This window comes from Streptomyces sp. ISL-43 (assembly GCF_018614195.1).
Classification (GTDB): domain Bacteria; phylum Actinomycetota; class Actinomycetes; order Streptomycetales; family Streptomycetaceae; genus Streptomyces.
The window spans coordinates 104,364-117,521 of record NZ_JAGGOT010000048.1 but is presented as its reverse complement, the minus strand read 5'-3'; the positions used below and the strand labels follow the sequence as shown (position 1 = coordinate 117,521).

Here is a 13,158-nt window from a genome sequence, read left to right as displayed (position 1 = left end):
GGGGGCGGGCTTGAACAACCAGCCCCTCAAGCCGCACTGTTGGCCGAGATCCGTTCATATCGTCAGGAGACCAGGCTTGTCCTCCGATCACGCACGCGCGCACGTCATCGACCCCGCCGGCGGCTGCCCGCACGCCCTCAACGCCCGGCTGCGCGCCCAGGGCGCCGTCGCCGAAGTGGTGCTTCCCGGCGGCGTACCCGGCGCGGTCGTCCTCGGCCACGAGGCGCTGAAGGAGTTCCTCGCCCACCCCGACGTGGCCAAGGACGCCCGGCACTTCGGCGCCCTCCACGACGGCACCGTCCCCCCTGACTGGCCGCTGCGCGTCTTCGCCAACGCCCAGGGCATGCACACCGCGGACGACGCCGACCACCGCCGGCTGCGCTCCCTCGTCGGCAACGCCTTCACCGTCCGCCAGGTGGAGCGGCTACGCCCCCGCGTCCAGGAGCTGACGGCCGGGCTGCTGGACGACCTGGAGCGGGCCGCGGCCCAAGCCCCCGACGGGGTCGCGGACTTGCGCACGCACTTCGCGCTCCCGCTCCCGATGAGCGTGATCTGCGAGCTCCTCGGCGTGGACCCCGAGCACCGGGGCCGGCTGCACGAGTTGTCGAACACGGTCATCATCGCGACCGACACCACCCCGGCCGAGGTGATGACGGCCGTACGGGAGCTCGTCGAGCTGATCGGCGCGATCGCGGCGGCCCGCCGGGCCGATCCGGGCGAGGACCTGACGAGTGCGCTGATAGCCGCCCGCGACGGGGACGGCGACCGGCTGAGCGAAGCCGAACTCATCGGCACCATGCGGCTGATGCTGGTCGCGGGCCACGAGACCACCCTCAACCTGATCAGCAACGCCGTCCGCGCCCTGTGCACCCACCGCGACCAGCTCGCCCTGGTCCTGGAGTCCAAGGCCACCTGGTCGGACGTGGTCGACGAGACCCTCCGCTTCGACAGCCCGGTCAGCTGGTTCCCCTTCCGCTATCCGACCCGCGACCTGAGCGTCGACGGGACCGTGATCCCGCAGGGCACCCCGGTCCTCGCCGGGTACACGGCCGCCGGCCGCGACGAGGCCTTCCACGGACCGGACGCCGGCCGCTTCGACGTCACCCGCCCCACCGCGGCCCGCAGCCTCTCCTTCGGACACGGCGCCCACTACTGCGTCGGCGCCCCGCTCGCCCGGCTGGAGGCCACCATCGCCCTGGAGGCCCTCTTCACCCGCTTCCCGGACCTCGACCTGGCCGTCCCCGAAGCCGAACTCCCGCACCAGCGCAGCTTCATAGGCAACAGCGTCGAATCGCTGCCGGTCCGCCTCGCGGGCAAGTAGGAGCGACTCTCACCCCCGAGGGCCCGCCGGCGCGCGGAACCCCCGGGGGCCGGGCCTTCGATGCCTATGGGGCTACGGGGCTACAGGGCTACAGGGCTACGGGCCTTCGGTCGGCGGGGAGATCTCCGTGCTCAGCCACCCCAGCGCGTCGGGATACATCCCGATCCAGGTCTGGAAGTTGTGGCCGCCCTGCGGCCGGACCAGGGTCTTGACCCGCGCCCCGGAGCCCTCGGCCGCCTTGGCGAACGCGGCGAGCTGCTGCGGGGGGCTGTCCTTGTCCTGTGAGGAGGTGGCCAGGAACAGGCCCACGTCCGCCTTCTTCGTGTGCTGGACCAGCCACATCGGGCTGTTGCGCTCCCGCAGCACCGGATCGGCCAGCACGTCCGCGTCACCGGTCAGCGGATCGGGGTCCAGGGCCGCGCCCGCCCGGAACGCCTTCGGGTACTGGAGCGGCAGCTTGGCCGCGCAGAACGCCCCGGTCGAGATGCCCATCAGCCCCCACCCCCCGGGCTCCGGCAGGGTGCGGAAGTTCTTGGCGACCAGGTCCGGCACGTCCTCGGCGAGCCAGTCGGCCACCTTGCGCCGCGGGGTGTTGGAGCAGTCGGTGTTGACCCCGCCCGGGTACAGCTCGGGGATCACCAGGATGAACGGGTGCGCGGCGCCGAGCTGGACCAGCTGCTCCAGCGCGCCGGGCATGTTGCCGAGGTCGATCCAGGTCCGGGGCGTGCCCGGGTAGCCGTGCAGCAGCATCAGTACGGGAAACCGGGTCTTCTGCGCCCCCGGGGCGTCGTACTCCGGGGGAGTCCACACGATCACCTGGCCGGCGAGTTTGGAGTGGGAGCCGCGGAAGTACGTGCTGCGGGTGCCGTCACCGCCCCGGGTGAATCTGGCCCGTCCCAGCGGCGGCCCGGTCATGGCCGAGGCGTTCTGCCCGGTGTCGGTGCCGAGCAGGTCGTCCCACGAGGAGTAGAGGCCGTAGCTGCCGTTGATCCAGGTGGCCACCACGCAGGTGGCGGTGAGCTGGCACAGGCCGATCATCACCAGCCGGGCCGGCCAGCGCATCCAGCCCGGGCCGGGAATCCGGTTCCACAGGAGCAGCGCGGCCAGCATGGCGAGCCCGGTGACGGCGATCAGAGTGACGAGGAACGACGTACTGGTCAGCTCCACTGCGCCGGCTCCTGACGTGCGGGACGACTCGACCGTAATATCCGGACGATACGTTCAATATGGGTTGCTCGCCGCCCAGGGAGGGCGGCGAGCAGCGTGTCGGGCCGGGGAGGTCCCGGCTCGGCCGGGTCCGGCGACAGGCAGGCCGGGACACGGGTCCTGGGGTAGATTCGCCGCCTGTTCATCGGTGCGGTTCCGGAGGTTTCATCCGCCCTGGTGCCATATGAGCCATGATCGACGGGGATATGCGGAACACGCCGAAAACAACGGATCGCCGGACCCAGTCCGGTGCACGGTCAGGGGTGTCGCCGACGGTCGCGGCGCGCACGGTCTACCAGGTCAAGCTGCTGGTCGACCCCGACCAGGTGCTGGACGCCGGCGGGCTGCCGACGGACGCGGCGGCCACCGCGCTGTCACTGGGCGAGCCCGGCCGCGTCGAGGTCGCGCAGTACATGGACGACGCCGGGCAGAGCCTGAACGGCCAGGGCTGGATCGTCCGCATCCGGCGCCACGACGACGAGAACCGCGTCCGTCTCGCCTACAAGGCCCGCTTCGAGATCGACGGCGACGGCTCGTCACCCGCCGAGGTGCGGCGGGTGATGGACCGGGCCGGCGAGCACGACTTCGCCATCGGCGACGGGAACTACCGGGTTCAGGTCAACCTCAGCCACACCCGCGCCACCCTCGACTTCACCAACAAGAAGTGCCGCCGGGTCCGGGGCCTGGCCCCCGGCGAGCTCCCCGATCTGGAGGCATCCCGCGCCATCGTCCTGGACCGGCTCCCGGGCAAGCTCGCCCGGTGGGGCGCGAAACCGGCCGGATGGGCGGAGGCCGTCACCGCTTCATCCCGTCTCCACGGTCCGGTAAGCCAGGCGAACTATCCTGGCCGCATGCTCGATCACGCGATGGAGACACAAGTCAGCCGGCTGCCCACCGCGTCCGGCGAGCCGACCTGGTTCGCGGAGATCACCGCCAAGGCGCACACCCTGCGGGAAGCCGTCCGACTGCGCTCCGACCTGATGGGCAAGCTCCGGGCCGAGGGCTGGCTGCTGGAGCGCGACGCCTTCAAGACCGAGCTCATCCTCGGCCCGTGAGAGCGTCCGAGCCCGGCCCGATACGCGTGGCCCACCTGGCCGACCTGCACATAGGGTCCGCCCTGGGCGGGCTGGCCGAGTACCCCGGGGCGCCCGCGATAGATCCGTACGAGGCTCCGTACGAGGCCCTGCGCGCGGCCGTGCGCCACATCGTCGGGGACGGCTACCACGCGGTGCTCCTCGCCGGGGACGTCTTCGACCGCCGCCACGCCGACGCCCGCGCGCTCGCCGCCTGCCAGGACGCCCTCGGCGCCTTCGACGAGGCGGGCCTGCGCACGGTGGTGGTCTCGGGCAACCACGACGCGCAGAGCCCCCTGCCGCACAAGCTGAACCTTCCGCCGTCCGTGCGCTGGCTCGCGGCGGACGCCCCCGAGTCGGTGTCCTGGCCCGACCTCGGCATCACCGTCCACGGCCAGTCGGTGGCCGACCCGGACGAGCGCCGCGACCTGGCCGCCGGATACCCGCGCCGGGTCCCCGGCACCGTCAACATCGGGCTCCTGCACACCAGCCTGCACGGCGCCTGGAGCCGCCGGATCTGCGCGCCGGCCGACCCGCGGACACTCGCGCGCGCCGGATACGACTACTGGGCGCTGGGCCACGTCCACCACCGGCTCGTCCCGGGTACCGGCGCGTTCGCCGTGTACCCGGGCAACACCCACGCCCGGGGCCCCGGCGAACCGGGCGGCCGGGGCTTGACCGAACTGCGGATCGGCGACGGCGGCCGGATCGGGATACGCCAGGTGGACACCGCCCCGGTGCGCTACGAGGACCTGCACCTTCGGTGCCCGGCGACCGCCGAGGCCGACCTGCGGGCCCGGTTCGCGGACGTCCCGCGGCCCCCCGCCGGCGGCGCCGTCGTCTGGACCCTCACCGCCGCCACGCCTCCCGGCCTGCTGCGCACGGCACGCGCCCTGGCCGGCCCGGCCGCGATGGTCTGCCCCGCGCCGACGACCCCGGCCGCCTGACGCGGGAAGGACACCCCGGCGGCGCGTGACGCGGTCACACCCCGCTCCTCAGGCGGACCGGACGCGCACGACCACCGAGTGCCACCCGGTCGCCCCGTCGGGGACCGTCCCGGCGCGTTTCCCCGTCTGTACGGCGCCCGTCCGGTCCGTGGCGCGGACCTCCAGGGTGTGCCGCCCGGGAGTCGCCTCCCACGTCCACACCCACTGGCGCCAGGTGTCGTCGCCGTCCGCGTCCCCGAGCCGGGCCTCGTGCCAGGGACCCGCGTCCACCCGTACCTCGACCCGCGCGATGCCCCGGTGCTGCGCCCACGCCACCCCGGCGACGGCCACCGGCCCCGGCGCGGGCTCGGCGGAGGGGCGCGGGGTGTCGATGCGCGACTGGGTCTTGACCGGAGCCCGCGGGGCCCAGGACCGGCGCACCCAATAGGCGTCGTAGGCGTCGAAGGTGGTCAGGCGCAGCTCGCGCAGCCACTTGCACGCGGAGACGTACCCGTACAGGCCCGGCACGACCATCCGTACGGGGAAGCCGTGCCGGAAGGGGAGCGGCTCGCCGTTCATCCCGACGGCGAGCAGCGCCTCCCGGCCGTCCATCACGGCCTCGACGGGGGTGCCGAGGGTCATCCCGTCCACCGAGCGCGCCACCAGCTGGTCGGCAGGACCGCCCTGCGACGGGGGCCGCACCCCGGCCTCGCGGAGCAGATCCGCGAGGCGGACGCCGAGCCAGCGGGCATTGCCCGCGTACGGGCCACCGACCTCGTTGGACACGCACGTGAGGGTGATGTCGTGCTCGACCAGCGGACGGGAGAGCAGCTCGCGCAGGTCGAGGGTGAGGGGCCTGGCCACTCCGTCCCCGTGGATGCGCAGCCGCCAGGCGTCCGCGTCCACGCGCGGTACGACCAGGGCGGTGTCGACCCGGTAGAAGTCCCCGTTCGGGGTGAGGAACCGGGAGATCCCGGGGATCCGCAGATCGGCCCCGGCCGGTACCGGCGGCGCCGGCACGGAGGGCGCCGGCAGGACCAGGTCCGCCCGGGAGGACGTGGCCCCCGCCGAGCCGAAGGCGCCGAGCCTTCGCCCGGCGTACCCGGCCCCGGCCGAGAGCGCGAGGGCGCCCACGACGAGGCGGCCGAAGCCGCGCCGGTCCATGCCGCCGGCCGCGGGGCCCGGTCCGAGCCGCCTCAAGGCCGCGACCAGCAGGTACAGCACTCCGGCGGCCGCGGCCCCGCCCGTCAGCGAGGGCAGCGCGTCCTTCCAGCCCGCCTCCGGTCGGCTGAGCGCGGCCACCGCCCCGACCGCCCCGACGGCGGCCGCGAGCGCCATGCCCGCGGGCAGGTGGCGTACGGCGAGCAGCCCGGCCGCGGCCGCGATCGCGCCGAGCACGACGATGATGCCGAGGCCCAGGACCAGCTTGTCGGCCTCGCCGAACTGGCGGATCGCCCACTCCTTGAGCGCGACCGGGGTGCGGTCCACCACGGCCCCGCCGACCGCGGTGAGCGGGGAGGCCTCCGGACGGACGGCCGCCGCCGCCAAGTGCGCCAGAGCCAGTCCGCTGACAGCGGCGACCAGTCCGCTGACGGCGCCGAGCGCGTACCGCCGCGGGCGCCTCGGTTCTGCCTTCACTCCGGTCATTCGGACTCACTCTCCACCCGGTCTGCTCGGAATCCCCCTGGGGGCGCGCCGGCCCGGCGCTACTCGTGCGACATGGCGCTACGCCGCCCCGCGCGCCGGGAGCGCCAGCAGCATCAGCGGCTTCGTCGTCGGAGCGGCCGAACCGCCCGCCGGTTCCAGCGTGAGCCCGACCCCGGTGGCCGCGCCCACGGTGCCGATCAGCAGTGCCGGGGCGTCCGGCCGGGCCGGATCCAGCAGCCCCGCCGGCCGCATGGCACCCGCCGGGTCGGCGAACCACAGCTGGTACGCCCGCCCGGCAGGCGCGGCCGCCATCCCGGCGGCCACGAACACCGCCCGGTCCCGGTCCCGGGAGACCACGACGGTGCCCGTCGCGCCGCCGGCCCCGCGGCCCACCACCAGCCGGGCGTCGGGGGCCGTCAGCACCCCGGTCAGCGCCTCGGCCCGGGCCCGCGCCCGGTACTCGGACTGCCGGGCGTCGTCCGCCCGCTGGTACTGCCAGGCCGCGACACCGCCGAGCCCGGCCGCCGCCGCGAGGCAGGCCGCCAGGGCCCAGCGCGGCCAGGGCCGGCGCGCGGGGATCCGTGCCATCGGCTCGGGCCGCGGCTCCGCGCGGACGCGGCGCAGCACCGCCTCCCGGAGTTCCGGCGGCGGTTCCACGGCCACGGCCCGGCCCAGCAGGGCCGCCGTGGCCGCGAAGTCCCGTACCTCCCGGGCGCACTCGGGGCACGACTCCAGATGCGCCTCGAAGGCGGTCCGCTCCGCCGGGGCCAGCGCGTCCAGGACGTACGCCCCGGTGTCCTCGTGCACGCTCATCAGCGGCTCACCCCGATTCCGGACCTGATCCTCATGCCGAGACCCCGAGACACGTCCGCAGCCGCAGCAGGCCGTCCCGCAGCCGTGTCTTCACGGTACCGAGCGGAACCGACAGCGTCCGCGCGACCTCTGCGCAGGTCAGGCCCCGGTAGTACGCCAAGGCCACCGCCTGGCGCTGGATCTCGGTCAGCGACGCCAGGCAGTGCCGCACCCGCTCCCGCTCCTCGTGGTCGATCGCCGCCTCGCTCACCTCGTCGAACTCCGGCAGCGCCGCCTCCAGCAGGGCCGCCCGCCGCTCCCGGTCGGCGGCCGCCTGCGCGGAGCGCACCCGGTCCACCGCCCGGCGGTGGGCGATCGTCAGCACCCAGGCGCGCACCGTGCCCCGGTCGGCGCGGTAGCGCCCGGCGGTGCGCCACACCTCCACCAGCACCTCCTGGGTCACCTCCTCCGCTTGGGCCCGGTCCCGCAGCACGGCCTGCGCCACTCCAAGTACCGATCCGCTGACCGCCTCGTACACGCGGACGAAGGCGGCCTCGTCCCCCTCGGCGACCCGGCCGAGCTGGACGGACAGACGCTCGCTCTCCCCGGTCCGTGTCTCGTCATCCACGGCACCGATCCTCCGCGATCCACCGGCATTCCTCGGTGGTCGCACTCCTTGTCAGCCATTCGGAGCCGTCGCGCCACCGGATTGGCCGCAACCCGCCCCGGAAGGGCTCGCTCACGCGCGGGGGCGGCCGGCCCGCTCGGCGGCCCGCCGGGCCATGGTCACGAGGTGGCTCTCCGCGCTGCCGGCCGTCCCCGTCCGGCGGCTCATGGCGATCTCCCCGCGCTTGCGCAGCTCCACGACCCCGTCGGCGAGCAGCGCCCACGGGTCCGAGCGGTGCGCGGGGTCCCGCGCCCGGTCCGCGGACCGGCGTAACCGGTCGGGGGCGAGGTCGCGGGCACCGGCGGCGAGGAGTGCCGGGGGCTCCAGGGCGGCGGAGGGCGGCGTCGGGACGGGTTCGGACATGGCGGGCGCTCCCGGCGTCGGAAGGGGCGGCCGCCGGTAGTTCCGGAGGCCGCCCCTGATCGATTTCCGCCAGTGAACCCAGCGCTCCGCCCTTGCGGCTGGAGCTCGGCTCGCGGCTCCCTCGCGAGGGTGGGGGGATTCCCACGGGAGGGTGAAGATCAGATCATTCGGCGATCTCCACCGCGGCCGGGGTTCCGGTCATTCCACCTTGGGCAGGGTGGCCGCGACCCTGGCCGCCAGGACGTACGGATCCCCGCTCGGCCGGTCCGGGTGGCGGGTGGTCAGCCGCGCCCACTCCTCCTCGAAGGCGTGCCAGTCGATCGCCCTCGGCGCGGCCTCCAGCACGAGGGCCTCATCCAGCGAGGCGAAGTAGGACGCCCAACGCCGCGCGTACAACTCCGAGACGAGACCGGCCCATTCGCGGTTCGCGTAGTCGTGCAGGAAGCCGCCCTCGCTGGTGCTCTGGCGTCCCCACACGCTCAGGATCGAGCGGGCGTCGTACTCGTAGCGGTCCTTCTCGGCCTCGTCCGCTCCGTGCGAGCGGGCCGCCGACAGCCAGGAGCCGAGCAGGAAGTTCGGGTCGGAGCCGACGAGCGCGTCCAACTGCTTCTCCCGGTTCGCCCATTCGGTGGTCAGTTCGCGGAAGAGGGTCAGATCCCGGGCCTCGTAGGCCGCCTTGATGCGCGGCAGCAGCACCCGGGAGTGGTTGGCGAGGGCCTGCCGCGCGGTGTCCACCAGGTCGAAGCGGTAGGCGCTGGAGCCGCGCAGCAGCGGGTCGACCTTGAGCAGGTGGTCCAGGGCGCGGCGTACCGAACCCGCCGGATACCGCATCGCCTTGGGGCTCCAGTAGGCGGATCCCAGCGCCGTCAGGCTCGGCCGGGCCGTGAACAGGCTGTCCTGGGACTCCGACCACAGCCCCGAGGAGGTGCTGTACGGTCCCGTGCGCAGTTCCTCCCACGCCGCCGCGGCCTCGGCGTCCGGCCGCCCGTAACGCCTGCCCGCGAAGTCCGCGAACCACCGCTGCTGGTCGATCGGGCCCGGCTCCCACGCGAGGTCGGTGAAGAGGTCGAAGGCCGCCGGGTTGGTCCCTGTGGCCTCCGGCAGGTAGGCGATGCCGGTCAGCGCGCTGTCGGCCTTCGCGCGCCAGGACCCGAACCGGTCGATCCACACCGAGGTGTTCGCGCCGACCGTCGTGTGCCCGCCGAAGTTGTAGATGCTGCCCATCGCGTACGGGGCTCCGCCCCAACGGACCTCGCGGTCCAGGCGGTTGTAGCGGTCCGACAGCCCGTCCATGATCAGCAGCTTCGAGGTGTCCACCCCGGCCAGGAGCTCCTTCGTCGGATCGTCCTGCCAGCCCAGTACCGCCCACAGCGCACCCGGATGGGCCGCCCACAGCGCCTGCTGCACGGCCCCGGCGGCCTCCTTCACATCGACCGAACCGGTGTGCCCGCCTTCGTGCAGCGGGCTCATCCGGTACATCGTGCTGTCCCCGAAGAGCGCCCGCTGCTCGGCGTAGTAGTCGGCGGCCAGTTTCGCGAAGACCGGTGAGACCGGGTCCAGCCAGTCCGGCCGGTCAAAGCCCGCCCAGTCGCCCTGCGGCACGGTCACCGCGCCCGGGTTGCGGTCCGCGAAGGAGGGCGGCACGGTGCCGAAGTAGCCCGGCAGCACCGGGGTCATGCCGAGGCCGCGCAGCTGCTCGGCGATCCGGCCGCCCAACTCGGCGCGCGCCTTCATCAGCTGCTCGGTGACGGGGCCGCCGAAGCCGCTGAGGTTCTGCAGCAGCCACCAGCTCTGGTGGCCGGGGCCCGGGATCCACTCGCGCAGCTCCTCGGCCGTGTAGCCGAAGCGCTGGAGCGCCCGGTAGTACGGGTACTCGGCGCCGACCTGCACGAACACCTCGTTGATGCCGTGCAGGGCGAGCAGGTCGATCTGCCGTTGGTGTTCCTCGAAGGTGCGGTACGGGCCCGTGTACCCGTCGTCGGTGTCGTTCAGGGCGTACCGGTGCGCCACCAGCGCGGTCCGGGTGACCGGCGCGGGCACCGCGGGCAGCTCGGCGGGCAGCATCCCGATGCTGTCGCCGGGCCAGCCGATGTCGGCTCCGGCGACGTGCTGGAGGTACCAGCCGACCCCGGTGAGCAGGGTGGCGCCGGTGGAGCCCCGGATGGTGATCGCGCCGGCCGTCCCGGAGACGGTGAAGGCGTCCTTCGTCGCCGCGGGGTCCGCCACCAGCGTGAACTGACCGGCGTGCTTCGGCAGCAGCCGCTCCAGGGAGGCCCGCGCGGGGGAGGCGTCGAAGACCCGCGGCCGGTCCCGTACCTCGTGTCCCGCACCGGCGGCCGCAGGGGGCTGGGTCCCCCGGGCCGTGGCCCCGGGGGCGGCTCCGGCGACCGCCAGGGTCAGCAGGGCCGCGGGCAGCGCTGCCAGCGTGACCCGGCGGCTCACCCGACCGGCCCGGCCGCGTGGTGGGGTTGGGCCCGGCATAAGCGTAGTCCTCGTCTCGGTCGTCTCGGTCGTCTCCGCCGGCCTCGGCGGCCTCGGCGGCTCGGGCGGTGGCTGAATGCCCGTCTGGTTCCCCGTCTGGGGACCCGTCTGTTTCGCCATGGGCGCGGGCCGTCAGACCGGCAGGGCCCAGACCTGGTCGACCCGGTGGTCGCCGCAGGGGGTGAGCCGCAGCCGCTCGGCGGGGCTGCCGGGCTCGGCGGGGACGGCGGCGGGGGCCGGCGCCGTCAGGCAGAGCCCGCTCGCCCCGTCGACCAGGGCTCCGTCGCGGCGCGGGCTCCAGCCCTGCCCCGGATCGCGGCGCCGGTGGTCGGACGAGCAGTCGGCCAGCTCCACGAGCCCGTCCGGGCCCGCCGTCAGGCAGTCGCCGGCCAGGCGCAGGGCGTTGTCCCGGCCCAGGGTCCAGCGCTGGTCCGGCGCGCCCGTGCAGGCGGCCATCACCACGGCGCCGACTCCGGTGGTGTTCGCACCGTCGGCGCAGGCGGCGCCCTGGCGCGCGCCCTGGCCGGTGATCTGGCCGGTGGGCAGGGCCGGGGCGCAGCCGGCGCGCGGGGTGAGCCGCCAGACGCCCGTGTCGTGCGCGGCCAGCGTGCCGGTCAACGCGCCGGAGACCTCGCGGACTTCCCCGCTCCACAGGTCCTTCGCGTCGACCGTGCAGGAGGACAGCCCGATCTCGTCGAGCGGTACGCGGATGGAGCGGGCGGCGCCGGACCGGTTGAGTACGGCGACGGCGCGGTCCCCGTTCGCGAGCGGCCGCACCAGGATGTCGAAGGTGGCGTTGGAGGAGACCACCGCGCCCTGCCGGCCCATCGGGTCCTGGTCGAGCGCGATCAGGTCGGTGTTGCCGAGGGCGGCGAGGCCGGCCTGGTCGAGCTCGGAGACCTGCGAGGACAGGATGAACGGCGCGGCCATCATGGCCCACAGGCCGACCTGGCTGCGGCTCTCCGCCCCGGTGAGCCCGGGGGCCCCCGCGATCAGGAAGTCGGGGTCGTTCCAGTTGCCGGGGCCCGCGTACCGGCCGAGCCAGCGGTTGTAGCCGTAGTTGCCCATGACCGAGCTCCATCGAGAGGTGTCCGGCGCGGCCGGCTTGTACACCTTGATGTCCCGGCCCTCGCGCCACAGCTGGCCGGTCTCGCCGACCCAGTCGAGCACCTTGTGCCAGTCGGCGCCGCCCCATTCGCCCTGTTGGAAGTACGCGGGCGCGGAGGCGGAGAGCACCATGTCGCGCCCGCTCCCGCGCAGCGCCTTGGCCACGGAGTTGTAGGCGTCGCGGTAGGCCTGCTCCTTCGTGGTGCCCTCGGGCACCCACAGATTGCAGCCGTCCATCTTGACGTAGTCGACTTCCCAGGTCGCGAACTGCCGGGCGTCGCGGGCGTAGTGGTCGGGCCCGCCGCCCTCGGGGAAGCCGCTGCCGGGGTAGCGCTCGCAGGTGAGGTGGCCGGCGTCCTGGTAGATGCCGAATTTGAGCTTCCTGGCGTGCAGGTACTCGCCGAGCCAGGCCATGCCGTGCGGGAACTTGTCCGTGTCGACGACGAGGTTGCCGTCCGCGTCGCGGCTCTTGGTCATCCAGCAGTCGTCGACGGTGACCGTGTCGTAGCCCTTGGCGGCGAGGCCGGTGGAGACCAGCGCGTCCGCGTTCGCCACGACCTTGGCCTCGTCGATGTCGCACATGTAGTGCGCCCAGTTGTTCCAGCCCATGGGCGGGGTGAGAGCGAGCGGGGTGTCCGAGGTCGCCGTGGGCTCGGCCGCCGCCGGGGCGGGGCAGAGCGCGAGGGCGAGCAGGGCGGCCGCGGTCAGGCAGGGGAGCGACGCACGCAGGCGAGGCGGCACGGAGTCTCCTTGACGTGGGGGCTGTCGATCGCCAGTGCAGCGGTGTGACTACCCGCTGTCAACATAAGTCGAGGGTTATCAGTCAATGACCAGCAATATGGCCGCAGTCGACGTCACACGAAGGGGTCGCAACGGGGATGGTGACGCTGGCTGTGACAGTGGCTGATACGATGTATCTCATGCCGAGAAGATCAGCGGCCCTGGACCGCGCGACACCCGAGGCGATCGCCGCCGCCGCTCTGCGGATCCTCGACGAGCAGGGGCCGGCCGCGCTCAGCTTCCGGGCGCTCGCCGACCGGCTGGACGTCTCGCACGCCACCGTCCAGCGGCGCTGCGCCGACCTCGCCGGGCTGCTCGACCTCTGCACCGAGCACCTCGCCGCCCAGCTGCCGCTGATCCCCGCCGGGACCGACTGGGCCGAGGCCGCCGAGCAGCGGTTCACCGCCCTCTACCGCCTGCTCGCGGCCCACCCCGGGCTGCTGGCCCTGCGCGGCGGCCGCCCCTGGCTCGGACGGCAGCTGCTCGCCCGGCTCGTGGAACCGGCGCTCGCCGACAGCGTGGCCGCCGGGATGACCCCCGCCGAGGCGATGACCGTGTACCGGCGGATGTACCTGCTGACCCTCGGCAGCGCCGCCTTCGTCGACCACCGGGACCCGGCCGGCGCCACCGCCGCCTCGCGCGCGGCGCTCGCCGCCCTGGACCCGGCCGGCTTCCCGGTGCTCTCGGGCGCGCTGGCCGAGGTACTGCCCGCCCTGACCGACCACGAGGTGTACTACGGCGCCCTGCGCCAGCTGATCGAGGCGGCCCGGCCCGGCGCCTGACGGCCCGGGCCGT

At 74.2% G+C, this 13,158-nt stretch carries 11 protein-coding genes; 4 read left to right on the top strand and 7 right to left on the bottom strand.

Going from position 1 to position 13,158, the window contains the following annotated elements; genetic code table 11:
* The first annotated feature begins 76 nt into the window (after nucleotides 1–76).
* Nucleotides 77–1,321 (top strand): cytochrome P450, encoded by a 1,245-nt coding sequence (locus J7F03_RS26755; protein ID WP_251072525.1) that lies wholly within the window; start codon nucleotides 77–79, stop codon nucleotides 1,319–1,321.
* 96 nt (nucleotides 1,322–1,417) lie between these two features.
* Here the strand turns inward: J7F03_RS26755 and J7F03_RS26750 are convergent, their stop codons facing one another.
* Nucleotides 1,418–2,488: an esterase family protein gene (locus J7F03_RS26750; RefSeq protein ID WP_214953789.1), complete on the bottom strand. Its 1,071-nt coding sequence runs from the start codon at nucleotides 2,486–2,488 to the stop codon at nucleotides 1,418–1,420.
* Between the two features lie 302 nt (nucleotides 2,489–2,790).
* Here J7F03_RS26750 and J7F03_RS42410 point away from each other — a divergent pair, with 302 nt between their 5' ends.
* Nucleotides 2,791–3,582, top strand: coding sequence for a hypothetical protein (locus J7F03_RS42410; protein WP_214953788.1), 792 nt, complete (start codon nucleotides 2,791–2,793; stop codon nucleotides 3,580–3,582).
* A complete protein-coding gene (locus tag J7F03_RS26740) occupies nucleotides 3,579–4,547 on the top strand; it encodes a DNA repair exonuclease (RefSeq protein ID WP_214953786.1) in 969 nt (322 codons plus the stop codon). The genes J7F03_RS42410 and J7F03_RS26740 overlap by 4 nt, the downstream gene beginning before the upstream one ends.
* Nucleotides 4,548–4,595: 48 nt before the next feature.
* Here J7F03_RS26740 and J7F03_RS26735 read toward each other — a convergent pair whose 3' ends face one another.
* The 6 genes from J7F03_RS26735 to J7F03_RS26710 form a co-directional block, all read right to left on the bottom strand.
* The gene (locus J7F03_RS26735; protein WP_214953784.1) at nucleotides 4,596–6,173 is read right to left on the bottom strand and encodes a molybdopterin-dependent oxidoreductase; all 1,578 of its coding nucleotides are present in this window, start codon (nucleotides 6,171–6,173) and stop codon (nucleotides 4,596–4,598) included.
* 78 nt (nucleotides 6,174–6,251) lie between these two features.
* Nucleotides 6,252–6,986 (bottom strand): anti-sigma factor domain-containing protein, encoded by a 735-nt coding sequence (locus J7F03_RS26730; protein WP_214953782.1) that lies wholly within the window; start codon nucleotides 6,984–6,986, stop codon nucleotides 6,252–6,254.
* 31 nt (nucleotides 6,987–7,017) lie between these two features.
* A complete protein-coding gene (sigK, locus tag J7F03_RS26725) occupies nucleotides 7,018–7,593 on the bottom strand; it encodes an ECF RNA polymerase sigma factor SigK (protein WP_308379980.1) in 576 nt (191 codons plus the stop codon).
* A gap of 111 nt (nucleotides 7,594–7,704) precedes the next feature.
* Complete coding sequence (locus tag J7F03_RS26720; RefSeq protein ID WP_214953780.1) at nucleotides 7,705–7,995, bottom strand: hypothetical protein; 291 nt, start codon at nucleotides 7,993–7,995, stop codon at nucleotides 7,705–7,707.
* Between the two features lie 198 nt (nucleotides 7,996–8,193).
* Nucleotides 8,194–10,437, bottom strand: a complete 2,244-nt coding sequence (locus tag J7F03_RS26715) for an alpha-N-acetylglucosaminidase (protein WP_308379979.1) — start codon at nucleotides 10,435–10,437, stop codon at nucleotides 8,194–8,196.
* Between the two features lie 171 nt (nucleotides 10,438–10,608).
* The gene (locus J7F03_RS26710; protein WP_308379978.1) at nucleotides 10,609–12,324 is read right to left on the bottom strand and encodes a ricin-type beta-trefoil lectin domain protein; all 1,716 of its coding nucleotides are present in this window, start codon (nucleotides 12,322–12,324) and stop codon (nucleotides 10,609–10,611) included.
* Between the two features lie 179 nt (nucleotides 12,325–12,503).
* Between J7F03_RS26710 and J7F03_RS26705 the strand changes: the two genes are divergently transcribed.
* Nucleotides 12,504–13,145, top strand: coding sequence for a TetR/AcrR family transcriptional regulator C-terminal domain-containing protein (locus J7F03_RS26705; protein WP_214953776.1), 642 nt, complete (start codon nucleotides 12,504–12,506; stop codon nucleotides 13,143–13,145).
* Nucleotides 13,146–13,158: the final 13 nt, after the last annotated feature.

Coding starts and splice junctions, on each gene's coding strand:
- J7F03_RS26735 (WP_214953784.1), bottom strand. CDS start 6,173: ATGACCGGAGTGAAGGCAGAACCGAGGCGCCCGCGGCGGTACGCGCTC.
- J7F03_RS26730 (WP_214953782.1), bottom strand. CDS start 6,986: ATGAGCGTGCACGAGGACACCGGGGCGTACGTCCTGGACGCGCTGGCC.
- J7F03_RS26720 (WP_214953780.1), bottom strand. CDS start 7,995: ATGTCCGAACCCGTCCCGACGCCGCCCTCCGCCGCCCTGGAGCCCCCG.
- J7F03_RS26705 (WP_214953776.1), top strand. CDS start 12,504: ATGCCGAGAAGATCAGCGGCCCTGGACCGCGCGACACCCGAGGCGATC.